The sequence below is a fragment of the Winogradskyella sp. PC D3.3 genome (genome assembly GCF_054366245.1).
The window spans coordinates 2,519,305-2,545,280 of the sequence record NZ_CM135962.1 but is presented as its reverse complement, the minus strand read 5'-3'; the positions used below and the strand labels follow the sequence as shown (position 1 = coordinate 2,545,280).

Genomic DNA, 25,976 nt, shown 5'->3' with positions numbered 1-25,976 from the left:
TATGACAAATAAATTTTTAAAATTGGCTTTATGCCTATGTATTATTGCATTTTCTAGCTGCAGTAGCGACGACGACGTTTCTGGTCCACTTACTATTGTGATTGATGGTGCTTCTATCGCTCCAGAAGTTGGAGGTCCTAATCAACAAAACCAAGTTTATATTGACTTAAGTACAAACACAAAGACAGCAGTTCAACGTGATTCTTGGGACTTAGGATTTTATACAGGTTCAGATTTCAGAGTTACCATAAACGGTTCAATTGAAATGGCAGCTGCTAAACTTAGTACAACAGATATTAACGCTATTAGTTCCACCACACAAGAAGTAATTGACTTACAGCCTGCAGTCGCAGTTGGTACATTTGACAGTACTAATATAACTTATGTAGATGGGTTTGATGGTAATATCAATGATACCGCTATAGCGCCAATCTCTTCTACAGATTCTGAAAACTATGTCTATTTAATAAATCTTGGTAATGAAGTTGGTACAACAACACCTGAAACTGGTTCTGTTGCTTTAAAAGGCGAAGAGAGAGGTTGGAAAAAAATACGTATTCTGCAAGATGCCAATAATTACGTACTTCAATATGCCGATTTGGACGCCACTACACACGAGGAAATCACAATTTCTAAAGACAGCAACTTTAACTTTACATTTTTTAGTTTTAATACAGAAAGTATCGTTAATGTTGAACCTGCATCCTCAAATTGGGATTTAAACTTTACAACCTTTACCGATGAAGTTTTCGCCGGAGCAGATAGTTATGGTGCGTATTTCTATGGAGATTTTGTAGCTTCAAATAACTTAGCTAACGTAAATATTTATAGGATAGATACTGAAGAAAACACAGAACTATCTTATGACAATTTTACGTTAAATGATGTCACGACTTCTAATTTCTCTAACGACCAAAGAAGCATTGGGAGTAGTTGGAGAAATGGTGGTGGACCAGGTTCATTACCTTCTCTTAAAGATAATGTCTTCTATATAATTAATGATACAGATGGTAATCTTTACAAATTAAAATTCTTAGCCTTAACTAACGCTGAAGGAGAACGTGGTCATCCTGAATTTGTATATAGTTTATTACAGTAAACTTTTAAATAGATAAAAAAAGCCTTCATTTAAAAATGAAGGCTTTTTTTTAATGATACATGCTAAAAATCTTAGTTGCTTCATTATAAGAACTCTCAAAACACATCGCATTGAGGTCGTGAGCTTTTTTCTGAGTAAAATACGATAACATTTTTTCGGTTGGCATATTACCCGTAAGATCATCTTTTGCCATTGGGCAACCACCAAAACCTTGTATGGCGCCATCAAAACGTCGGCAACCAGCATTATATGCTGCATCTACCTTTTCGAACCAGGTTGTTGGTGTAGTGTGTAAATGTGCTCCAAATTCTATATTTGAATATTCGGGAATTAAATTTGAAAATAAATAGTTGATATTCTCTGGATCTGAACTTCCAATTGTATCACTCAAAGATAAAATACCAACTCCCATTTTAGATAAGCGTTCCGTCCACTCCCCTACGATATCTACATTCCAAGGATCACCATAAGGGTTTCCAAATCCCATTGAAATATAAACCACAACTTGCTTATTGCTTTTGTCTGCAACTTCTAAAATTTCAGACAAGGTCACTACAGATTGTGCTATGGTTTTATGGGTATTACGCATCTGAAAATTTTCTGATATAGAAAATGGAAATCCTAAATAATCAATTTCAGAATGCACCGAAGCATCGTTTGCTCCTCTTGTATTTGCTATAATAGCAAGCAATTTACTTTCCGTTTTACTCAGATCTAATTGTGCTAAAACTTCAGCCGTATCAACCATTTGCGGAATCGCTTTAGGCGATACAAAACTTCCGAAATCAATAGTATCAAAGCCAACACGAAGCAATGATTGAATGTATTGTACCTTCTTTTCTGTAGGTATAAAATCCTTAATGCCTTGCATAGCATCTCTCGGACATTCTATTATTTTAACAGCTTTGTTCATTGGTTCAAATATACATTAATTGAATTTGAAATTAAACTCGAAATTGAATTTGAAGTGAAAACTTTAAGGCTCTGATTATAATATAGATTGTTTATATTATATTGTTAGGAGGTTTAGTTTCTGTCTGTTTTTTTTATGCATCGAATAGCAATTCCCCTAAAAAACCAAACCATATTGCAAAACCTGAAATTCCTCCAACCAAACCTGATACTATAAATGAAAATCGATATTTGATAGGAATAATTTTAAAAATAACATAAATTGAAATTGTTAACCCTATTATTAAACTTATTACTGGAATAATCCATTCATTAAATCCTAAATATCTAGATATTTTGAATTCATCTGCATTAAAATTTGACTCAGAATTAAATAATGCACTATAAGAAACTTGTACAAAATTAAACACTTCTCGAAGAGCAAATAACGACATAAAAACAGCTAACCAATCCACAACTATAAATTGATCTTTCGATTTTTTTCGTCTGAAAAATAAAATTAACAAGCCTATAAAACTTGTAAGCAATGTTTGAGCAGGACCTCCAATAGTTATCAATAGCTCATGTAACTTATGGGTTTCATTATATGGATATCGTTCCATTACTATTTTATCTAAAGCTTCTAACTTTAGCTTTATGTCTTCTGGCCATTCTTCATAATCAATAGTTATATAGGGCTCTGAAATTTTCTTAATTTCTTTTACATCTTCATCTTCTGAAAAATCTTGAGAATAACCCATGCTCCCATAACTTAATGTGGTGTCATAGCCAAAATATTTTGCAACTGCAATATGACCAAACTCATGTGTAATGGTCCCAATTATTGTAAACAGGATAAAGGATAAGACAATTATAATAGAAAACTTGGGTAGAAAATTGACTTTTAGCATTCTACTAAATTAGAATAAAAATAGCAATCCCAACAAAAACAACAATTTGAAGCCATTTTAAAACCAATCCAGAGTTTTTGTGTTTTAAAGTGTAGGTTTTAATCTGTCCTGCTAACAATGCAATTGACGAAAAAATAATAAACGACACCACCATAAAAAGCCCTCCCAAAATATAAAACTGCCAAACATTACTCATCGTATCGCTAAACAAGAACCCTGGAAAAAAGGCTAAAAAGAAAATGGTGACTTTTGGATTGAGCACATTCATAAAAAAACCTTGAACGAACAGTTGTCTCAGACTTTTTTTAGGTGCAACATTAGATTCTAAATCCAAATGACTATCAGACTTATAAACTTTAAATGCTAAATACAAAAGGTAAATTGCTCCTAAGAGTTTAATACCAAAGAATAAATTTTCATTGGCAGCAATTATCGCAGAAACTCCAAAAGCTAATAGTGTGGTATGAACAAGACAACCTGTTATAAGTCCGCAAACAGTTGCCAATCCATAATATTTACCATTGGTTATACTTTGTACTAAAACATAAATATTATCTGGTCCTGGCGCAATTGCTAATGCTGATGTTGCTAATGCAAATGATATAAGGATATCGTAATTCAATTGAAGGTATTATTTTTTAGAAATAGACGTCATGAATTATTACTTCAACAAAGTTTTATTAATCTGTTTTATTAAAGAAGGGCCTTCATAAATAAAACCAGTATAAACCTGAACCAAATCTGCTCCTGCTTCTAATTTTTCTATTGCATCTTCTGCAGAATGAATACCTCCTACTCCAATTATAGGAAACGCTTTATTGCTTTTATCAGCTAAATATTTAATGACTTTCGTAGATTTTGATTTAATTGGCTGTCCGCTTAAACCACCATTTCCAATTTCTGTTAATCTGGCATCACTTGTTTTTAAGCCTGTTCTGTCAATAGATGTATTACTTGCAATGACGCCATCGAGATTAGTTTCTGCAATTAATTCTACTATTTCATCTAATTGCACATTGTTTAAATCTGGTGCAATTTTAAGCAGAATTGGTTTTTGTTTTTCAAAGGTTTCATTTGCTTTTTGAACACTAGAAATCAACTCTAACAAATAATCCTTGTCGTTTAATTTCGCATGACTTCCTACATTAGGACAACTGACGTTCAACACAAAATAATCGACATATGGATGCAATGCATTAAAGCATTCGAGATAATCCTTGGTGTAATTTTCAGGAAGCGTTTGGGTGTTTTTACCAATATTACCACCAATAATTACTTCGCCTTTATTTTTCTTAAGTTTTAAAATTGCAGCTTGTAAACCTTCGTTATTAAAACCCATGCGGTTAATAATACCTTTATCGTCTTTTAATCTGAATAACCGTTGTTTAGGATTTCCTTCTTGTGCTTTTGGAGTCACCGTTCCTACTTCAATAAAACCGAATCCAAAATTGGCCAATTCATTATATAAAACCGCATTTTTATCAAAACCTGCAGCTAAACCAACGGGGTTTTTAAATTTCAGACCAAACAACTCACGTTCTAATCGTTTGTCTTCAATTAGGTATAAAGATCTGAATAGGCTTTTAATTCCTGGTAGTTTTGATACATTCCGAATTAAGGAAAAGGTAAAATAGTGTACTTTTTCGGGATCAAAAGAGAATAAAACGGGTCTGATTAGGGCTTTGTACATAAAAATAGCTTTGCCATGCAAAAATAAGCATCTAATACTTACAACGGAAGTTTTATTTTTAGCATAAACTGTCAATTATCATAAATAATAATTTCTAATTTGTGTAACTTTGAAGCACTAATCAAAATTAAAATATCATGAAAAAAATTATAGTTCCTGTCGATTTTTCAATTCATTCAGAATATGCATTAGAAACAGCAGCTGCATTAGCTAAAAAACACCAATCCGAATTAATTGTGATGCACATGTTAGAGATGTCTGAATCTCTTATTTCTTCAACGAACTCTCAACGAAATGAGGAAAATGCATTTATGATCGCAGTAACTAAGAAACGATTTGAAGAGTTTTTAGACCAACCATATCTTGAAGGTGTTAATGTGACATCAATGATAAAAAATTCTAAAGTCTTAAAAGAAGTCGCGGCAGTTGCAACTGATATAAACGCTGATTTAATTGTTATGGGCTCTAGAGGACACAGCGAACATGATGGCATTTTTACAGGGTCTAACACTGAAAAAGTAGTTCGTTATAGCGAGACTCCTGTTTTAGTTATAAAATCTAAACTAAAAACGTTTAGTTTCGAACACATTGTATTGGCTTGTGATTTTTCAGAAGAAAGTGTTCCTGCTGTTAAAGAGGCTCTAGAATTACTATTAGAATTAGGAACTAAAACCACGTTATTGCATATTAATTCTCCAAATCTTGGATTTTTAAGCACTGATGAAATTGACGAAAAAATTGCAACCTTTTTAGACCTTGCAAAACTAAAAGAAAGTGATGTTTCTATTGCTCGTATTTCAGAACATAGCATTGAAGATGGTGTCATCAGTTTTGCTAAAAGAGAAAAAGCAGATGTGGTATCTTTAATTACACATGGTAGAAAAGGATTAAGTCATTTCTTTGGTGGTAGTATTTCTGAAGATGTAGTCAATCACGCTAAATTTCCCGTGATTACTTTTAAACTATAATTTTAAATACAATAATTTTATGCAGCATATAATAGATCGTTTTATCAGTTATGTTACTATAGATACGGAATCTGACCCAAACTCTGAAACGACTCCAAGCACAAAAAAACAATGGGATTTGGCTAATAAATTAGTCGAAGAGCTAAAAGCAATAGGTCTTAGTGATGTTACCATAGATGATAACGCTTACATTATGGCAACACTACCTAGTAATGTTGAGTACGATGTACCTGTCATTGGGTTTGTATCACATTTTGATACCTCTCCTGATTTTACAGGTGCCAATGTAAAACCTCAAATTGTTGAAAATTACGATGGAAAGGACATTATTCTTAATGCTGAACAAAACATTGTTTTATCTCCAGATTACTTTGAAGACTTACTAATGTACAAAGGTCAGACGTTAATTACAACCGATGGCACAACCCTTTTAGGTGCAGATGATAAAGCTGGAATTACAGAGATTGTAACGGCTATGGAATATCTTATCAATCATCCTGAAATTAAACATGGTAAAATACGAATAGGGTTTACTCCAGATGAAGAAATCGGACGTGGAGCGCATAAGTTTGATGTCGATAAATTTGGTGCAGATTGGGCTTATACCATGGATGGTAGTCAAGTTGGAGAGTTAGAATACGAAAATTTTAACGCCGCTGGTGCTAAGGTTATAGTCAAAGGTAAAATTGTTCATCCTGGTTATGCTAAAGGCAAAATGATCAATTCGATGTATTATGCTTCTGAGTTTATTAATATTTTACCACGATTAGAAACACCTGAACATACCGAAGGTTACGAAGGTTTTTTCCATTTACATAATATTGAAGGTGATGTTGAAGAAACAACACTTGAGTATATCATAAGAGATCATGACAAAGATAAATTTGAAGCTCGAAAGGAGCTATTAGAAAAAGTAGTCTTTGATTTAAATACAAAATACGAAAGTGAGATCTTTAAGATTGAGATTAAAGATCAATACTTCAATATGAAAGAAAAAGTAGAACCTGTAATGCATATTGTAGATATTGCTGAAGAAGCAATGAAAGCTGTTGGTGTTACTCCATTAATAAAAGCCATACGTGGCGGAACTGATGGTTCTCAACTCTCTTATATGGGATTACCTTGCCCCAATATTTTTGCTGGAGGTCATAATTTTCATGGTCGCTATGAATATGTTCCTGTAGAAAGTATTCAAAAAGCCATAGAGGTTATTTGCAAAATTGCAGAATTAACCGCTACTAAAAAGTAAGCTTACTTTTTAGTACAAACTTAGTTAGCAGCGTTTACTACATTATATAATGGGTAAAGACTGCTAACTTTTTTTTCTCTATATTTAAAACTGTTGAATTACGTTTTTTAATTAGAAACATCTAAACCATGACCACAACTCCTGAACACGACCAACGGATCGCTAAACTAACATTTGCCTCAGTTTATCCACATTACATTACAAAAGTTAAAAAAAAAGGCCGAACAAAAACAGAACTACACCAGGTTATTACATGGCTAACAGGGTTTGATGACCATAAACTTGAAGCACTCATAAAGACCAAAGTAACTTTTGAAACTTTCTTTGAGAACGCAACACTAAACCCAAATGCACATTTAATTAAAGGTGTAATATGTGGCTACAGAATTGAAGACATCGAAACTCCATTAACTAAAAAAGTAAGGTATCTAGACAAATTGGTTGATGAATTGGCAAGAGGACGTAAAATGGAAAAAATTTTACGCAACGTGTAAACGATACTAAAACGTCTTTCACACTTCTTCCCCCTTGTAAAACTCTAATTCGTATGGGGTAAAGTTAGACGCTATTGAATCCTAGTTATCTCAAATATTAATTAGTTTGGAATAATTGTTGATTCTGTTTTTTACAGTTCAACTTTAAAACGCCACATTATGACTTCAAAAATTAAACTCAGCTGTTTTGTTCTATTAGGTTTTTTAGCATTCAATACTAAAGCGTTAGCACAAGATGAAAATTTAAACTTACTCAATCAACAACTATTTTTCTATTCAAATTTAGATTATGATTTCTTTGATGGTGAAATTACCATGAAAACGAATGAAACCATAAGTGGTCGTGTCAGCTTAAATCATATTGATAACCAACAGTACGCAGTGATCTTACAAACGGCTGATGGTTGTACCTACATTCCCAATGAAGATATAAGTTCGGTTACCTTATTTGATATTGATAAAGGTGAAATTGTAGCGACCAAATTTGTTGCTCTTAAAGGTTATGATAAGTTATTTCGTGAACTTTATATAAAGGATGCGGATACTGCAATTTATGATTTACTAGAAACACCCTACGATTCTAAAATTATAGATAACCTTTATATAAAAGAAAACAATACCCTTGTTAGAATTGATGATTTTTGGACTTCCGGACCTAAAAAAGATTTGATCAACTATATTAACAATAGAGATTTTACTAATTATAAACGGAAAGATTTTAAATCAATAAATGATTTGTTTGCCAAATTATAAAATAAAAAAGCCTTTCAAACTAAATAGAAAGGCTTTTTTAATATAAATTTCAGAGCTTCTTAAGCATTAAATAACGCACGTCCTCCCATTAATGCATTTACTTTTTCTGCGACACCAGCTAAAACCGTTTCATTTTCATGATTGGTAAGGACTTCATCAATTAAATCAACAACGTAAGCCATATCCGTTTCTTTTAAACCTCTTGTGGTAATTGCAGGTGTACCAACTCTAATTCCAGACGTTACAAAAGGAGATTCTGTATCAAAAGGCACCATGTTTTTGTTCACCGTAATATCTGCTTTTACTAAAGCATTTTCAGCATCTTTACCTGTAATGTTTTTGTTTCTTAGATCAATTAACATCATGTGGTTATCCGTTCCTCCTGAAATTAAATTGTAATCTTTAGCAACAAATGCTTTAGCCATGGCATCAGCATTATGTTTTACTTGTAGCATATAATGCATAAACTCATCAGTTAACGCTTCTCCAAAAGCAATCGCTTTAGCTGCAATAATATGTTCTAATGGTCCACCTTGATTTCCTGGAAACACACCAGAATCTAATAAACCAGACATTTTACGAAGTTTACCATTCTTTAAGGTAATCCCAAATGGGTTATCAATATTTTCTCCCATCATAATCATACCTCCTCTAGGTCCTCTTAAGGTTTTATGAGTTGTTGTTGTTACAATATGGCAATGTGGCATTGGATCGTTTAGTATCCCTTTAGCAATTAATCCAGCAGGATGTGAAATATCAGCTAATAAAACAGCTCCAACACTATCAGCAACTTCTCTAAACTTAGCGAAATCCATATCACGAGAATATGCAGAAGCACCAGCAATTATCATTTTTGGTTTTTCCTTTTGTGCTTGATCAGCTAACATATCATAATCAATGTAGCCTGTATCTTTCTTTACTCCATAAAAAGTAGGGCGGTATAATTTACCAGAAAAATTAACAGAAGACCCGTGCGTTAAATGCCCTCCATGAGACAAATCAAAACCTAAAATAGTATCACCAGGTTGTAAACAAGCATGGTATGCTGCTGTATTAGCCTGACTTCCTGAGTGTGGCTGTACATTTACATAAGCAGCTCCAAATAAGGTTTTAGCACGATCAATAGCAATTTGCTCTACTTCATCAACAACTTCACAACCTCCATAGTAGCGTTTACCAGGATACCCCTCAGCATACTTGTTGGTTAGCACAGATCCTGCAGCTTCCATAACTTGGTCGCTAACAAAATTTTCAGAGGCTATTAATTCTATACCATCGATTTGGCGTTCTTTTTCGGCTTTAATGAGTTCAAATATTTGTTCGTCGCGTTGCATAAATAAAGTGTTTGTTAAATCGATACAAAAATAGTGAATACATTAGTTTAAATATCAAAAATTATGTAGGTTTGAATGAATTTAATGAACATTTAATCAACAAAATCATATGCCATTATTAGCCAACAATCCAGATAGAACGTCATGGTTACACGTCGGTAAAACTTCCGATTTCCCAATTCAGAACATTCCATTTGGAGTTTTCTTAACTAGAGACGACATAATAACGATAGGAACGCGTATTGGAGATACAGCTATTGACCTGGGAGCATTACATCAATTAGGGTACTTTGAAGGGATTCCGTTAACAGACGATATCTTTTTACAAGACACATTAAATGATTTTATTGCGGATGGTAGAAAAACTTGGCGTCTCGTAAGAGACAGAATCGCTGAGATTTTTGATGCTGAAAACGATACCTTAAAAAATAACATACCTCATAAAGAAACTATTTTATTTCGTTTAGATGAAATTGAAATGCAGTTACCAATTCAAGTTGGTGATTACACCGATTTCTACGCAAGTAAAGAACATGCAACCAATGTTGGTACCATGTTTAGAGATCCTGAAAATGCGTTGATGCCTAATTGGGTGCATATGCCTGTAGGTTATCATGGTCGTAGTTCGTCTATCATTCCATCAGGAATTCCTGTACACCGTCCACAAGGACAAACATTACCTGAAGGAGCAAGCCAACCTGTTTTTGGGCCATCAAAATTAGTGGATTTTGAATTAGAAATGGCCTTTATTACTACAGATGCTAATGATTTAGGAGAACCTATTCCTATTGAAGAAACTGAAGAATATATCTTTGGATTAGTATTGTTTAACGATTGGTCTGCTCGCGATATTCAAAAATGGGAATACGTACCATTAGGGCCCTTTTTAGGTAAAAGCTTTGCTTCATCAATGTCTCCTTGGATTGTAACTTTAGATGCCTTGGAACCATTTAGAATCGAATGTCCAAAACAAGACCCAAAGCCTCTAGAATACCTTCAAACAAAAGGAAAAAAGAGTTTTGATATTCATTTAGAAGCGGCCATTCAGCCTAAGGGTGCTAAAGAAACGACAGTTAGTAAATCTAACTTTAAATATATGTACTGGAATATGGCACAACAATTAGCTCATCATACAGTTAATGGTTGTCCTATTAATGCTGGTGATGTTATGGGAAGTGGAACTATTTCTGGTCCAACACCAGATTCTTACGGTTCTATGTTAGAATTATCTTGGAAAGGTACCAAACCATTAAAAATGAAAGATGGCACAGAACGCAAATTCATCAATGATTACGATACTGTAATTATGAGAGGTTACTGTGAAAATGATGGTACACGTATAGGTTTTGGATCTGTTAAAACACAGTTGTTACCCGTTTTTAATCCGAAGAAAAAGAAATAACAAAAAAGCTTCATAAATAATTAAGGAAGACCAAAGTCAGACGACTGAAGTCTTCCTTTTTTTTGCTCTAAATTAAATAGTACACAGCATTTAATAGAGCACACATGAAAATTTACGAAGACCTTATACGAAATAGTATTCTTATTTTTTTGATAAATAAACTGTAAACCTGAACCACAAATTAACAGCAAAGGACGCCTGAATATTAAAAGCTAGCGTCGCAAGTAAAACTTACCCACTCCCGTTTTATAGGATGCTCAAAGCTTAATTTTTCTGCATGAAGATGCAAACGATTTGAAACAGTTCCATACAAATCATCTCCAACAATAGGCGTATTCAAACCTTTGTGATGTGCCGCATGTACGCGTAACTGATGTGTTCTACCCGAAATAGGATAAAAATAGATTCTAGTTGTATTATTCTTAACCGCTATAACTTCATACCTCGTTTTGGCAGACTTTCCATGCTCATAGCAAACTAACTGTCGTGGTCTATTGTTTAAATCTACACGTAGAGGTAAATCTATAACACCTTCAGTTGTATCTATAACACCATCTAAAATCGCAACATATCGTTTTTTTATAGTGCGATTAATAAACTGTTTTTGCAAGTGTTTATGAGTTCTTTCATTTTTTGCAACCAATAATAAGCCCGAAGTAGACATATCTAAACGATGCAATAACAAAGGCCCTGTGGCATTCGGTAAATAAGCTTGCATACGTGTTAAAACAGAATCTTTAATCGTTTTTCCTGGAACCGATAAAAACTCGTGGGGTTTATTAACAACTAACAGAAATTCGTCCTCATAAATAATTTCTAATTCTCCCTTAAAAACACCAGCTAATTCTATAGGATTTGGCTCCACCTTTAATCCCTGCATCATATGTCCTAAAATAGGTTCACATCGACTACGGCAAGAAGGATAAAATTGCCCATGCTTTCTAACTTCCGCTGTAGGTGAAATTCCCCAATAAAATTCCGCCATAGCAATAGGTTTTAAATGATGCTCATAGGCGTACTGAAATAATTTAGGGGCAGCACATTCGCCCGCTGCTGCAGGTGGTTTTCCTAGATCTGTATCTTTAAAAATGGTGATTAAATCTTTAATTTCACCAAGAGCATTTAAGAACTTATACTGTTCGTGAATTTGCTTTTGTAAACTTGCCGATAGTGTTTTTCGTTCTCGTTTTAAAACTTCAATAGGTGCAATTAATTCAGCTAAAACGTGTTCCGCTTTTATTACGGCTGCTTCTAAATTTAATTTTAAGTATTTTAAATCAATATTATTTTGAATACTTTGTTGTTTTAATATTTCAAAATAGAGTGCCTTTTCAGACGAAGACAATTGCGTCTCTGCTTCTGCCCTGCGCTCTTTTCTTTTTTGTTTTTCAGCTTTTGCATTCTTTTTAAAATCTTCAAGCTTAACTATGGCATCACGTTTAACCTGTATGAGATGGTCTTTTGCAATTTCAATTTCTGGGTTTTGTTCTAACCTTTCAATTTCAGCAGTTAAATTATTTAAATATGCTTCCTTTTTTTTATAGAATCCATCTTTATGTAACGTATCATAAACAGGAGGCACAAACCCTTTAATATGATTGCTTTCAGCCAATTTTCCTGAAAATGCAGTAATGTAACCTCGTTGTCCTTCAACGGACTCAACAATCATCACTCCAAACATTTTTCCGATTTGCAATCCTTTTTTATTTGGATCTAAACCAAAATTGTGTTCAAAATCTGTTTGTGTACTTAGATACGACTTCACTTCATTAGCTGCCGCAATACAAAGTGGATGTGGCGTGTAATAAAAAGGAAAGGTAAATTGCCTCGGAAGAGCTTCCGAAGGATTAGATTTTATAGGATGAAAACAACCGTTTTCCTTATGAAACATGTCCTTTGTATTGATTTGCAAAGAAACAAAAATCTTTAAAGACAGCTAAAGGGAATCAAAATAAAATAACAATCTTAAGTTCCAATGAAATCAACATTTAGCTGTTTAGTACTATACCATATATATATACTTTACGATCTACTTTTTTTTACACCTAAAAAACAACTTGATGTAACGAAAGTTTTTTACTTTGGCATCATAATTGGAATTACACCTCTATAACCAATAAAACACAAGATTATGAAAAGATCTTTACTATTATCAGTCCTTGTTTCGGTACTCGTATCTTGTAGTGCCAAAAAACAAATTGAAAGCGCTATTAGCAATGGAAATTATGACCATGCGATTTCTGAAGCTTTAGAAAAATTAGAAAACAATAAAGATAAAAATCGTAAGCAAGATTACATTTTGATGCTTAAAGATGCTTATTATAAAGTTGTAGAAGAAGATTTACAATCCATTTCGCATCTTAAAAAAGATGGTAATCCTGAACAGTTTAAAACCATCTATACAACCTATGTCGATTTAGATGAGAGACAAAATGCAATTAAACGTGTACTGCCTTTAAAACTAAATGGAAAAACTTTGAACTTAAAATTTAATGATTATAGTTCTGAAATTGTAGAATACAGATATAAAACGTCTGATTATTTAATTGAACAAGGTATTGCACTCTTAGATTCAAAAGACAAGTATAATGCACGTGAAGCCTATGATATCTTTAGTTACATAGAACAAATCAATCCGAATTTTGAAGAAACCAGAAGTTTAATGACTGAAGCGCACCAAAAAGGAACCGATTATGTTAACGTGTCTATTGTAAATGAAACAAATCAAATTATACCACAACAGTTGGAAGCTGATTTATTAGATTTCAACACTTATGGGCTAAATCAGTTTTGGACAACCTATCATGCCAATGGTGTGGAGACCATAAACTACGATTTTGCAATGCAATTACAACTGAAGCAAATAAATGTATCACCAGAACGTATTAATGAACGCCAAGAATTAAGAGAACAACAAATTATTGACGGCTGGGAATACCAATTAGATCGTGCCGGAAATGTCAAAAAAGACAGCCTAGGTAATGATATAAAAATTGATAAAATTATAAACGTAAAAGCGCAATTTATAGAAATTACACAAACTAAATCAGCTCAAGTTATTGCTGATGTTGTTTATACCGATTTAAAACAAAATCAAATCATCGATGCCTTTACAATCGATAGCGGATTTATTTTTGAAAATGTATTCGGACGATTTAATGGTGACAAACGTGCTTTAAATAAAAACGATAGATACCTAGTAAAGCAAAGTGAAGTAAGGTTTCCAAGTGATGAACAAATGGTCTATGATACAGGCGAAGACCTTAAACTAAAACTAAAAGACATCATAAGCGCTTATAGTCTTAGACGAAGTTGATTAAAAATTTATTTTTAAAATAAAACTCTCATATCAACATCCCAATGTTTTATTATGAGAGTTTCTGTTTTACGTCCTATATTCAAAAGGTAATAAAAATTAAATATTATAGTTTATTACCATCTCCACAAGCAACATAACGCACTACATTACAACAGTTTCATTTAAAGATGATTATTGCGTGTTAACGGATTTTTATAAACCTAAACAATTTAAAATTTATATTTGCATATCCCTATTTAGTTAATAGCAATTCTAAAAATTTAGCGTTTAAGAATTGAATGCTTACAAAACGAACATGGTAATCGGTGTAGAATACCTAATACTATAAAATACGAAACCTAAAATGCTTTAAACTTTGATAGTTATGCAAGGTAAAACAGGAAAATTTAATTCTTTTTAAGATGAAATACCATAAAAATCATTGGTTTTATAGCATTATAATGATCGTATCTTATATCTAGAACAAACAGTATTAAATAATTAAATCACTAGTAAAACCTAATAAAAACACATCATCCCTAATGTTGGTATATTAAATTAAGATTACAAACACCTACATTTCAACGTGATTTGTATACATTTTATCGATGATTTTATTTGTGAATTGATTTTTAAAATCTATATTTGCGCATCCCTCTCTATAAAATTACTATTAGTTCACTCTATAAAATTAACGAGCTAAACATTACTTCCCTAAATAATGTTTTGTTTTTTAAACATAAAACATTATTGTTATGAAGAACCTTTACTCCCAGTTTATTACTGTTGTTGCTCCTTTCACTCTCTTATTTCTCTTATCTAGTTTTTCTTTTGCGCAAACTCAATATCCTTTGTATGCTGATAGTGATGAAGATACTGGTAAAGGTGATTATTATTGGAATAGTCCAGCGCCTATAAAAGCTGATAATGATAATTATGCAACTTCAGTTATAACGCATAACTATTACAATCCTAAAAACGCTATAGAAACTACCACAGAAGGTTCTGAAAATAGTAAAAAACATAAACATCTTAACAACGATGATTCCGCCCCGGCAGACATCACTATAATAAGCCCTGGTTCGGCCTGTGTTGGTTCTGGAGAAACTATTACAATTACAGGTAGTAATTTCACAGGAGCTACAGCTTTTTATTTCAATGGTACACCTGCTGCGTTTACTGTAGATAGTGATACTCAAATAACAGCGATATTTCCAAATGGTGCCACTACAGGTCATTTATCTGTAACAACATCTGATGGCACTTTTATTGATAATGCAACTTTTATAGTAAAAACACACCCTACAGCACCAACAAGCATATCTGGTGTAACTTCTATTTGTAATGGGAATTCAACAACATTAACACGAAGTGGTGGTAGTCTCGGAATTTATGCATCAGCAGAGTGGTATTCTGGATCATGTGGAGGAACATATTTAGGGTCTGGACCAAGTATCACAGTATCCCCAACTACAGATACAACTTATTTTGTAAGATATGAAGGAGATTGTAGCACCACTGTTTGTGCTCAGGTTACCGTTACTGTTGGAGACACTACAAATCCAACAATCACACTCATAGGTGCAAATCCCCAAACTATTGAAGCTTGTGATACATATAGCGAATTCAATGCAACAGCAAATGACAACTGTTCAGGTAATATTTCTGGTAGCATCGTCATTGATGCTTCTGCTGTTAATACTGCAACCGTAGGTTCTTATGCTGTGACCTATAATGTATCGGATAGTGAAGGTAATCCCGCTTCACAAGTAACACGTACCGTAAATGTTGTGGATACCACTAGTCCTATCATTACTCTGAATGGTCCTGCTACTGTTAATCTAGATGCTTGTGATACTTATAATGAACTTGGTGCAACGGCTAATGATGGCTGTTTAGCGATTGGTTCTGTAACCATTGGTGGTGATACTGTAGATACAACAACCGTAGGTTCTTATACAGTAACCTACAATGTATCTGATAATGAAGGCAATCCCGCAATACAATTAACACGTACCGTAAATGTTCTAGATATCACTAGTCCTATCATTACTCTGAATGGTCCTGCTACAGTTAATCTAGATGCTTGTGATACTTACAATGAACTTGGTGCTACGGCTAATGATGGTTGTTTAGCGATTGGGGCTGTAACCATTGGTGGTGATACTGTAGATACAACAACCGTAGGTTCTTATACAGTAACCTACAATGTATCGGATAATGAAGGTAATCCTGCAATACAATTAACACGTACCGTAAATGTTCTAGATACAACAAGTCCTATCATTACTCTGAATGGTCCTGCTACAGTTAATCTAGATGCTTGTGATACTTACAATGAACTTGGTGCAACGGCTAATGATGGTTGTTTAGCGATTGGGGCTGTAACCATTGGTGGTGATACTGTAGATACAACAACCGTAGGTTCTTATACAGTAACCTACAATGTATCGGATAATGAAGGTAATCCTGCAATACAATTAACACGTACCGTAAATGTTCTAGATACAACAAGTCCTATCATTACTCTGAATGGTCCTGCTACAGTTAATTTAGAAGCTTGTGATACTTATAATGAACTTGGTGCAACGGCTAATGATGGTTGTTTAGCGATTGGGGCTGTAACCATTGGTGGTGATACTGTAGATACAACAACCGTAGGTTCTTATACAGTAACCTACAATGTATCGGATAATGAAGGTAATCCTGCAATACAATTAACACGTACCGTAAATGTTGTCGATACCACTAGTCCTATCATTACTCTGAATGGTCCTGCTACAGTTAATCTAGATGCTTGTGATACTTACAATGAACTTGGTGCAACGGCTAATGATGGTTGTTTAGCGATTGGGGCTGTAACCATTGGTGGTGATACTGTAGATACAACAACCGTAGGTTCTTATACAGTAACCTACAATGTATCGGATAATGAAGGTAATCCTGCAATACAATTAACACGTACCGTAAATGTTCTAGATACCACTAGCCCTATCATTACTCTGAATGGTCCTGCTACAGTTAATCTAGATGCTTGTGATACTTACAATGAACTTGGTGCAACGGCTAATGATGGTTGTTTAGCGATTGGGACTGTAACCATTGGTGGTGATACTGTAGATACAACAACCGTAGGTTCTTATACAGTAACCTACAATGTATCGGATAATGAAGGTAATCCTGCAATACAATTAACACGTACCGTAAATGTTCTAGATACAACAAGTCCTATCATTACTCTGAATGGTCCTGCTACAGTTAATTTAGAAGCTTGTGATACTTATAATGAACTTGGTGCAACGGCTAATGATGGTTGTTTAGCGATTGGGGCTGTAACCATTGGTGGTGATACTGTAGATACAACAACCGTAGGTTCTTATACAGTAACCTACAATGTATCGGATAATGAAGGTAATCCTGCAATACAATTAACACGTACCGTAAATGTTCTAGATACAACAAGTCCTATCATTACTCTGAATGGTCCTGCTACAGTTAATCTAGATGCTTGTGATACTTACAATGAACTTGGTGCAACGGCTAATGATGGTTGTTTAGCGATTGGGGCTGTAACCATTGGTGGTGATACTGTAGATACAACAACCGTAGGTTCTTATACAGTAACCTACAATGTATCGGATAATGAAGGTAATCCTGCAATACAATTAACACGTACCGTAAATGTTCTAGATACAACAAGTCCTATCATTACTCTGAATGGTCCTGCTACAGTTAATTTAGAAGCTTGTGATACTTATAATGAACTTGGTGCAACGGCTAATGATGGTTGTTTAGCGATTGGGGCTGTAACCATTGGTGGTGATACTGTAGATACAACAACCGTAGGTTCTTATACAGTAACCTACAATGTATCGGATAATGAAGGTAATCCTGCAATACAATTAACACGTACCGTAAATGTTCTAGATACAACAAGTCCTATCATTACTCTGAATGGTCCTGCTACAGTTAATTTAGAAGCTTGTGATACTTATAATGAACTTGGCGCAACGGCTAATGATGGCTGTTTAGCGATTGGGGCTGTAACCATTGGTGGTGATACTGTAGATACAACAACCGTAGGTTCTTATACAGTAACCTACAATGTATCGGATAATGAAGGCAATCCTGCAATACAATTAACACGTACCGTAAATGTTCTAGATACAACAAGTCCTATCATTACTCTGAATGGTCCTGCTACTGTTAATCTAGATGCTTGTGATACTTATAATGAACTTGGTGCAACGGCTAATGATGGCTGTTTAGCGATTGGTTCTGTAACCATTGGTGGTGATACTGTAGATACAACAACCGTAGGTACTTATACTGTAACCTACAATGTATCTGATAATGAAGGCAATCCTGCAATACAATTAACACGTACCGTAAATGTTCTAGATACAACAAGTCCTATCATTACTCTGAATGGTCCTGCTACAGTTAATCTAGATGCTTGTGATACTTACAATGAACTTGGTGCAACGGCTAATGATGGCTGTTTAGCGATTGGTTCTGTAACCATTGGTGGTGATACTGTAGATACAACAACCGTAGGTTCTTATACAGTAACCTACAATGTATCTGATAATGAAGGAAATCCTGCAATACAATTAACACGTACCGTAAATGTTGTCGATACCACTAATCCTACCATCACCTTAAATGGTGCTGCGACGATTACGGTTGAAGCTTGTGATACATACAACGAACTTGGTGCAACGGCTAATGATGGCTGTTTAGCGATTGGGGCTGTAACCATTGGTGGTGATACTGTAGATACAACAACCGTAGGTTCTTATACTATAACCTACAATGTATCTGATAATGAAGGCAATCCTGCTTCACAAGTAACACGTACCGTAAATGTTCTGGATACCACTAATCCTACCATCACCTTAAATGGTGCTGCGACGATTACGGTTGAAGCTTGTGATACATACAACGAACTTGGCGCCACGGCTAATGATGGCTGTTTAGCTATTGGTTCGGTAAGCATTGGTGGAGATACTGTAGATACATCCACTGTGGGTACTTATACTATAACCTACAATGTATCTGATAATGAAGGCAATCCTGCTTCACAAGTAACGCGTACCGTAAATGTTGTGGATACCACTAATCCTACCATCACCTTAAATGGTGCTGCGACGATTACAGTTGAAGCTTGTGATACATACAACGAACTTGGCGCTACGGCTGATGATGGCTGTTTAGCTATTGGTTCGGTAAGCATTGGTGGAGATACTGTAGATACATCCACTGTAGGTACTTATACTATAACTTACAATGTATCGGATAATGAAGGTAATCCTGCGATACAACTAACACGTACCGTAAATGTTGTGGATACGACACCAGCAACTCCTAACTTAATCCCATTACCAAACATTACAGCACAATGTTCCGTAAATAGTTTAACACCTCCAACAGCTACAGATAGTTGCTTAGGAATAATTACGGCAACAACAATGGCTATTTTACCAATCACAAGCCAAGGCACAACTGTTATCACTTGGACTTATGATGATGGAAATGGGAACCTATCTACGCAAACTCAAAATGTAATTATCACAGACACTACTAATCCTATAGTCGTATGCCAAAACTTCACCGTTACGTTAGATGCTGGAGGAAACGCGAGTATTACTACTGCTGATATTGATAATGGCTCTTCTGATAACTGTGCTATATCATCTATGGATTTAGATACTTATAATTTCAGTTGTGCAGACATAGGAACTAATACTGTAACATTAACGGTCTATGATACATCAGGTAATTCAGATTCGTGTACTGCAACTGTAACAGTTGTAGACCCTGCGGCAAATGCAAGTGTCACTATTACTTCTAATGATGTTGATAACGAAATTTGTTTAGGAGAGAATGTAACATTTACTGCGACACCTGCCAACGCAGGTACTTCACAATTTTACACATGGTTTATTAATGGAGTTGATTCTGGAACGACTACTGTTCCAACATTTACACCGCTAACACCACCAACAGCCGACTATTCTATATTCATAGAAATGACTACAGATCTTTCTGCTTGTAATCCTAAAACAAGTAATACCATAAATATTACAGTGCATCCTTTACCGATTGTAAGCGTAAGTGATTATGATTTTTGTATTGATGACAACTCACAATCTGCAAGCCCATCTACAGGCGGGACATGGGTTAGTAGTAACACTTCTATTGCTACCATAAACAACAGTGGTGCCATTACACCGGTTAGTGATGGTACGGTAACATTTACCTTTTTAAATACAACTACAGGATGTAGCACTTCCACAAACGCGGTTACTATTAGTCCATTACCATCAATAAGCAATTATCCTCTGGCTAGCGAAATTTGTGAAAACGAAATGCATGAGTTATTCCCTTCTTCTGGAGGTACTTGGGTTAGTAGTAATCCATCTATTGCCTCTATTTCAAATTCAGGCGTAATAACTGGAATTAGTGTAGGAAGTGTTAATTTTACATATACAAATTCAACTACAGGTTGTAGTGTCACTTCTGCTAGTATTACTGTATTAGAAGTACCCGTAATTGATTCCTTAACGGTATCAGATAGTCCTGTATGTGCTGGTGATCCAAGTATTTTAACCGCTAATGTCGCTGGAGCATCACTAAATGCAGAAACCATTGTAAATTATGACTTTAATTCAGGGAATAGCTATGGCGCTTTAGTCGATATTAGCACAACACTCAATATCGATTCAGATTTTTACTCACCAGGAGGAGGAAACAATATTCCATTTAATAACACAGGTAATGGATCGTTAGGAGGGCCTTTTACGTATAATTCGCCTAGAGGAAATTCTCTTATACAAATAGATGACTATAGAGACGGTGGCTGGCTTACTGGTGGCTCTGATGATAGTGGAATGTGGAGGTTAAATGTAGACGGAGCTGACTTAGCAACCTTTAAAAACATTAGAATCGGATTTCATTACCGTAGAGATACGAGATTTGGAGATAATAAAACCATTAGAGTACAATATAGAGTAGGAAACTCTGGAGGATGGACAACAACAAATGTAAGCGTGCCAAATAGTAATGCCTATTATACAAATTGGCGTGAAGCAAACATTGCATTACCTACTTCGTTTGATAATGCGTCTTTAATACAATTTCGATTACGAGTAGACGATGGATCTGATTATAATTTTAGTTTATGGGATGGTATAACAGATATAGCAGAACCTCATATTTATATTGATAATTTACAGGTACAAGGAGCTAAAGCTGGAACCGATTTTGAATATTCTTGGTCTGCAAATACAGGGGCTAACGCAGGCTTACCTGCTGACGCAACTATACCCTCTACAAGTAATAGTCAAATTACAGTAAACCCTGAGATTACTACAGATTATACGCTCACGGTAACAAATAACGATGGCTGCCCAACAACAGAAACTGTAACGGTTAATGTATATCCATCACCAGAAGTTAGTATTATTGCAGATTACTGTCCTGTGGATGACCCAGCTACCGCACAAGATGAAAGTAATATGGTACAATTGGTAGCGACTTCTACACAACCTATTGCAACTTGGGAATGGAACACCGGCGAAACAACAAGTACAATTTATGTTGATACGGCAGGAGTATTGCAAGTTATAGGTACCACTACAAATGGCTGTAGTGATGGTGCTACACTAGATATATCTCAAGAACTAGTTATTAATGGTACATTCTCTAATCCTAAACCAACAACAGATGGTCCTTTCGCTGATGATATGGCATCATTAGGCTTTGACTATGACCAAGATTACTCTTGGCCGTATACTAGTGGCTATCGTTATTTTGAAGATCCTATTCTTTATCAAAATAGAATTACGATAACGGATAATGTGCAACCATTCTATCCTGGTATATTTAGAAGTGTAACAGACCATACAGGTGATGGCGCTGGACAATATCTTGCTGTGAATGGAAATGATTTAACTTTGGCGGTTTGGAGACAAGAAATAACGGTTAAACCAAATACGGATTATTATTTCTCTGCTTGGGGTATTGATATCTCAAATGCCAGCAACTCAGGATTAAGACCTAGTGACTTAACATTTAGAATTAATGGGACAGATGTTGGTTCAACACTCGATTTAGTTAAAGGTGCTGATTGGGAGCGTTTTTATGGTATTTGGAATTCTGGATCAAACACCACAGCCATAGTTGAAATAAGAAATATCGATGGTGATTTACAAGGAAATAATTTTGCTATTGATGATGTTTCTTTTGCAACACTATCAACCTTTATCAACCAAACCTCAACACCAGGAACAGAAAATCAAACCATTTGTCAAAATACACCTATAACAGATATTACCTTTAAAGTAGGTGGAGGTTTAACAGGGCCATCAACGATAGGACTTCCTGCCGGTATAACAACAACCTTTGATGGTTTGGAGTATATAATTAGTGGAAGCCCTACTGAATCTGGTACATTTAATTATACAATTTCAACAAATGCTAATTGTGGAAATAAAACATTTTCAGGAACATTAATAGTTAATCCTGAGCCTGTCGTAACCATAACGACACCTCCAGCCACAGTATGTGCATCAGATGGTACAATTGAATTAAGTGCTACTTTAAGTGGTAGTGCAACTGGCGGAAATTGGAGCATTGGCGGAACAACAATCACAACAACAGAATCTGGCGGCGTTGCAACAGCTTCTTATCCAATAGCAACTACTGGTCCAGTAACATTTACGTTTACTTCAAATAACCCCGCAGGTCCTTGTGACGAAGCTATAGAAACTATAGACTTTAACATCACACCTTATATAATTGCTGATGCTAATCCAAACGCTATAGATTATACTTTAGCGGATTGTTCAGCGACAACTATTGGACTTAATGCAAACAACGTGACAGGTCAATGGTCCGCAACACCAACTACTGGGGCGTTCTCCAATGCTTCTGCTCACAACTCTAGTTTTACAGGAGAAAGTGGCACTACCTATACTTTAACTTGGACAGCGACCAATGCATCACCTTGTGGTGACACAACAGATACTCTAGTTATTACTATCCCAGATTGTGGAACGAGTTTAGTTTTTGATGGTGGGGATGATTATATCAGTTTAGGAAATGATTATAATTTAAATGCTAACTTTAGTATTGAAGCTTGGATAAAAACCAATACGATTTTGGGTACAAAGACAATCATTTCAAAAAGAAATGGAACCTCAACGGCATCTGGTTATGATTTAAGCTTAATTAATGATCGTTTAAATTTCCGTTATAATGGTAGTACCGTAATATCAAATCAAGCAATGAATTCTAGCAAATGGTATCATGTTGCTGTAACCTTTAGCAATTCTACCTACACCCTTTACATTGATGGTTTTCCAGTAAAAACAAGTGGTGGATCTATACCTGGAACAAATGCAAATAAAGCCTTAATTGGTGCAATGGACAGAACGGATAATACACCAATTAATTATTTTGATGGTAAAATTGATGAAGTTCGAATATGGAATACCAACTTATCACAAGATCAAATCCGGGAGATGATGAACCAAGAAATAAAACAAAATGGTTCTAGTGTTATTGGCGAAGTGATTCCTCTAAATATTACAGGTGGTCTACTTTGGAATAATCTAATAGGTTATTACCAAATGAGTTCAGGACCTCAAACAGAGGTATCTAATGGTACTGTTAAAGATATTTCAACAGTCTCACCTAACCCAGGAAAATTAAATGCCATGACAGATAATCAGCTTGAAGACGCACCTATTCCTTATGTTTCAAGATTAAATAATTCATGGGATAATGCAACAACGTGGTCAGCTACAGCTGTACAACAAATACCAAACTCTAAAACAAATAACATTGTTCCTAATCAGTTACAAACTTGGAATATTGTAAGAACAGCAACAAATGTTATTGCTAATAGACCAATAACAAATCCACAATTAGGAAAAACAACTCTTTTAGGTTTATTAGTGGACAGTAACAGATTGAACATTACAAATGACCAACCTATTCATATAGATAAATACCTTAAAATAGATGGTACTTTAGACTTAGAAGATGAGTCACAACTATTACAGCCTATGGGAAGTATTGTGGATTACACAGGAACTGGTAAATTAGAACGCGACCAACAAGGTACAAGCAATATGTTTAATTATAACTATTGGGGAAGTCCTGTAAGTAATGCTGGATCATCTGGAAATAGAACATATGCTTTAGGATCAATTTTATACGATGGATCGAACTTAGTTAATTGGGTAACGACTCATGACACACCAGGTACTACAAACCCTGTAACCATAAGTAGTCGTTGGTTATATACCTATTCCAACTTAAGTGGTTCTTATGACGACTGGTTTAGAGTTAATCAAAATACAGGTATCAGTGTTGGTTTAGGCTACACCATGAAAGGTAGTGGTGTTGGAACTTCCAATCAAAATTACACCTTTACTGGTCAGCCAAATAATGGTACTATTTCAATACCAATCAGCGCAAATAAAGAAAGCTTATTAGGTAATCCATATCCGTCTGCTATAGATGCTCATGAGTTTATCGATGACAATAACTCAGCTTTACTTAATGGAGCCTTAATATTTTGGGAACAAGCCCCTAACAACCCTAATCATATTCTAGCAGAATACTTAGGTAGATATTCTTACCTGAATAAATCTGGTGGATTGCCTGCAACAAACTCACCAGGAGAAATTGATGGTAATGGTTCTGCTTCTAAAATACCGAAACGATACGTACCAGTAGCACAAGGATTCTTTGTTGAAGCTGATACTGATGGTGGTACTATTATCTTTGAAAATGATCAACGTATATTTAAAAAAGAAAGTGTAAGTGAATCTGTATTCTTAAGAGGGGCTAATGATTCGTCTGAAGTAACACTTACAACAGATAGTAATGATATCGATTTAATTAAACGTATCCGTTTTGGATTTAAAACACCAGAAGGTGCTTATAGACATTTACTGTTAGGGTTCACGCCTAATAATGAAGCGACAGATGGCGTTGATTATGGTTATGATGCCTTAAATTCAGATTACTTCCCTAGTGACATGTCATTCCTTATCGATGGTGAAAACTATGTTATTCAAGGTGTTGGGGAATTTGATAACACTAAAGTCTATCCATTAGAAATGGTTCTTGGTGAACAAGGCAATATTGAAATTGGACTTACAACGCTTGAAAACTTCGACGAGGCTATTGATGTCTATATTTTCGATGCTGTAGAAGGTAGTTATACCAGGTTTAATGATGTTAATTTCCAAATGAATTTAGAAGCAGGTACTTACAGTGATCGATTCTTCTTAGTCTTCCAAGAAGACGCTACACTATCTACCATTAAGGAAGAGTTTAAAGATATCATGGTAAGATACCTACATGATACTGATGAAATCTATGTGAAGACCCCACCTTCTGTTGAGGTTAAGCAGCTATACTTAATTAATGTTGCAGGTCAAACCGTAGCGTCATGGAATGCTACTAATTTACCAATGTCACACGAAATTAAAATCCCTGTAAAACATATTTCTGAAGGAGCTTATATTATTAAAGCGGAAACAAAAACGAGTACATTTAATAAGAAAATTATAATTAAGTACTAAATTAAAAAGCTATTGTAAATAAAAAACACCCCACAAAATTTTCTTTTGTGGGGTGTTCTTTTTTTAGTTAATGGTCGTTTAGAGCTTATTATCCTATTCCACTTCTACTTATATCATCCTATTGAATACATCCCCATTTATTATAATTATTTCATAAATAGATTTGAGAAAAGCAGTCCCCATTTAAACAACTTAAATGGCATTAAATATTAGACATTAAGCCTATAACAACTTAATACATAGTAGATTAGAAACAATACTATTTCGTAAACTTATGAATATGT

Annotated in this window: 14 protein-coding genes; 8 read left to right on the top strand and 6 right to left on the bottom strand. The window is 34.7% G+C overall.

Annotation, left to right across the window (positions count from 1 at the left end; all coding sequences use genetic code 11):
• Position 1: 1 nt before the first annotated feature.
• Positions 2-1,099 (top strand): HmuY family protein, encoded by a 1,098-nt coding sequence (locus tag ACXGSQ_RS11150; protein WP_458626260.1) that lies wholly within the window; start codon positions 2-4, stop codon positions 1,097-1,099.
• A gap of 49 nt (positions 1,100-1,148) precedes the next feature.
• Here the strand turns inward: ACXGSQ_RS11150 and ACXGSQ_RS11145 are convergent, their stop codons facing one another.
• The 4 genes from ACXGSQ_RS11145 to ACXGSQ_RS11130 all read right to left on the bottom strand — a co-directional run bounded on the left by ACXGSQ_RS11145 (position 1,149) and on the right by ACXGSQ_RS11130 (position 4,591).
• On the bottom strand, positions 1,149-2,012 hold the full coding sequence (locus tag ACXGSQ_RS11145; RefSeq protein ID WP_458626259.1) for a hydroxymethylglutaryl-CoA lyase: 864 nt from the start codon (positions 2,010-2,012) through the stop codon (positions 1,149-1,151).
• Between the two features lie 133 nt (positions 2,013-2,145).
• Positions 2,146-2,901, bottom strand: a complete 756-nt coding sequence (locus ACXGSQ_RS11140; RefSeq protein WP_458626258.1) for a hypothetical protein — start codon at positions 2,899-2,901, stop codon at positions 2,146-2,148.
• A 4-nt stretch (positions 2,902-2,905) separates the two neighbouring features.
• On the bottom strand, positions 2,906-3,523 hold the full coding sequence (locus ACXGSQ_RS11135; RefSeq protein ID WP_458626257.1) for a LysE family translocator: 618 nt from the start codon (positions 3,521-3,523) through the stop codon (positions 2,906-2,908).
• 39 nt (positions 3,524-3,562) lie between these two features.
• Complete coding sequence (locus ACXGSQ_RS11130; RefSeq protein ID WP_458626256.1) at positions 3,563-4,591, bottom strand: quinone-dependent dihydroorotate dehydrogenase; 1,029 nt, start codon at positions 4,589-4,591, stop codon at positions 3,563-3,565.
• A gap of 137 nt (positions 4,592-4,728) precedes the next feature.
• Here ACXGSQ_RS11130 and ACXGSQ_RS11125 point away from each other — a divergent pair, with 137 nt between their 5' ends.
• The 4 genes from ACXGSQ_RS11125 to ACXGSQ_RS11110 all read left to right on the top strand — a co-directional run bounded on the left by ACXGSQ_RS11125 (position 4,729) and on the right by ACXGSQ_RS11110 (position 8,055).
• Complete coding sequence (locus tag ACXGSQ_RS11125; RefSeq protein ID WP_458626255.1) at positions 4,729-5,559, top strand: universal stress protein; 831 nt, start codon at positions 4,729-4,731, stop codon at positions 5,557-5,559.
• A gap of 19 nt (positions 5,560-5,578) precedes the next feature.
• A complete protein-coding gene (gene pepT / locus ACXGSQ_RS11120; protein WP_458626254.1) occupies positions 5,579-6,808 on the top strand; it encodes a peptidase T in 1,230 nt (409 codons plus the stop codon).
• A gap of 128 nt (positions 6,809-6,936) precedes the next feature.
• The gene (locus ACXGSQ_RS11115; RefSeq protein WP_458626253.1) at positions 6,937-7,302 is read left to right on the top strand and encodes a DUF2200 domain-containing protein; all 366 of its coding nucleotides are present in this window, start codon (positions 6,937-6,939) and stop codon (positions 7,300-7,302) included.
• Positions 7,303-7,461: 159 nt separating this feature from the next.
• Positions 7,462-8,055, top strand: a complete 594-nt coding sequence (locus ACXGSQ_RS11110; protein ID WP_458626252.1) for a hypothetical protein — start codon at positions 7,462-7,464, stop codon at positions 8,053-8,055.
• Positions 8,056-8,114: 59 nt separating this feature from the next.
• On the opposite strand, the gene ACXGSQ_RS11105 is transcribed toward ACXGSQ_RS11110, so the two are convergent.
• The gene (locus tag ACXGSQ_RS11105; protein ID WP_458626251.1) at positions 8,115-9,389 is read right to left on the bottom strand and encodes a serine hydroxymethyltransferase; all 1,275 of its coding nucleotides are present in this window, start codon (positions 9,387-9,389) and stop codon (positions 8,115-8,117) included.
• A gap of 109 nt (positions 9,390-9,498) precedes the next feature.
• Here ACXGSQ_RS11105 and fahA point away from each other — a divergent pair, with 109 nt between their 5' ends.
• Positions 9,499-10,791 (top strand): fumarylacetoacetase, encoded by a 1,293-nt coding sequence (gene fahA, locus ACXGSQ_RS11100; protein WP_458626250.1) that lies wholly within the window; start codon positions 9,499-9,501, stop codon positions 10,789-10,791.
• Positions 10,792-10,996: 205 nt separating this feature from the next.
• Here fahA and ACXGSQ_RS11095 read toward each other — a convergent pair whose 3' ends face one another.
• Positions 10,997-12,682, bottom strand: coding sequence for an RluA family pseudouridine synthase (locus ACXGSQ_RS11095; RefSeq protein ID WP_458626249.1), 1,686 nt, complete (start codon positions 12,680-12,682; stop codon positions 10,997-10,999).
• 240 nt (positions 12,683-12,922) lie between these two features.
• On the opposite strand from ACXGSQ_RS11095, the gene ACXGSQ_RS11090 reads away from it, so the two are divergent.
• A complete protein-coding gene (locus tag ACXGSQ_RS11090) occupies positions 12,923-14,107 on the top strand; it encodes a hypothetical protein (RefSeq protein ID WP_458626248.1) in 1,185 nt (394 codons plus the stop codon).
• A 737-nt stretch (positions 14,108-14,844) separates the two neighbouring features.
• Positions 14,845-25,692, top strand: coding sequence for an immunoglobulin-like domain-containing protein (locus ACXGSQ_RS11085; protein ID WP_458626247.1), 10,848 nt, complete (start codon positions 14,845-14,847; stop codon positions 25,690-25,692).
• Positions 25,693-25,976: the final 284 nt, after the last annotated feature.

Bases quoted from the DNA above. Each gene is read 5' to 3' on its own strand.
- ACXGSQ_RS11090 (WP_458626248.1), top strand. From the start codon at position 12,923: ATGAAAAGATCTTTACTATTATCAGTCCTTGTTTCGGTACTCGTATCT.
- ACXGSQ_RS11130 (WP_458626256.1), bottom strand. From the start codon at position 4,591: ATGTACAAAGCCCTAATCAGACCCGTTTTATTCTCTTTTGATCCCGAA.
- pepT (WP_458626254.1), top strand. From the start codon at position 5,579: ATGCAGCATATAATAGATCGTTTTATCAGTTATGTTACTATAGATACG.
- fahA (WP_458626250.1), top strand. From the start codon at position 9,499: ATGCCATTATTAGCCAACAATCCAGATAGAACGTCATGGTTACACGTC.
- ACXGSQ_RS11105 (WP_458626251.1), bottom strand. From the start codon at position 9,389: ATGCAACGCGACGAACAAATATTTGAACTCATTAAAGCCGAAAAAGAA.
- ACXGSQ_RS11085 (WP_458626247.1), top strand. From the start codon at position 14,845: ATGAAGAACCTTTACTCCCAGTTTATTACTGTTGTTGCTCCTTTCACT.
- ACXGSQ_RS11140 (WP_458626258.1), bottom strand. From the start codon at position 2,901: ATGCTAAAAGTCAATTTTCTACCCAAGTTTTCTATTATAATTGTCTTA.
- ACXGSQ_RS11150 (WP_458626260.1), top strand. From the start codon at position 2: ATGACAAATAAATTTTTAAAATTGGCTTTATGCCTATGTATTATTGCA.
- ACXGSQ_RS11125 (WP_458626255.1), top strand. From the start codon at position 4,729: ATGAAAAAAATTATAGTTCCTGTCGATTTTTCAATTCATTCAGAATAT.
- ACXGSQ_RS11110 (WP_458626252.1), top strand. From the start codon at position 7,462: ATGACTTCAAAAATTAAACTCAGCTGTTTTGTTCTATTAGGTTTTTTA.
- ACXGSQ_RS11095 (WP_458626249.1), bottom strand. From the start codon at position 12,682: ATGTTTCATAAGGAAAACGGTTGTTTTCATCCTATAAAATCTAATCCT.
- ACXGSQ_RS11145 (WP_458626259.1), bottom strand. From the start codon at position 2,012: ATGAACAAAGCTGTTAAAATAATAGAATGTCCGAGAGATGCTATGCAA.
- ACXGSQ_RS11115 (WP_458626253.1), top strand. From the start codon at position 6,937: ATGACCACAACTCCTGAACACGACCAACGGATCGCTAAACTAACATTT.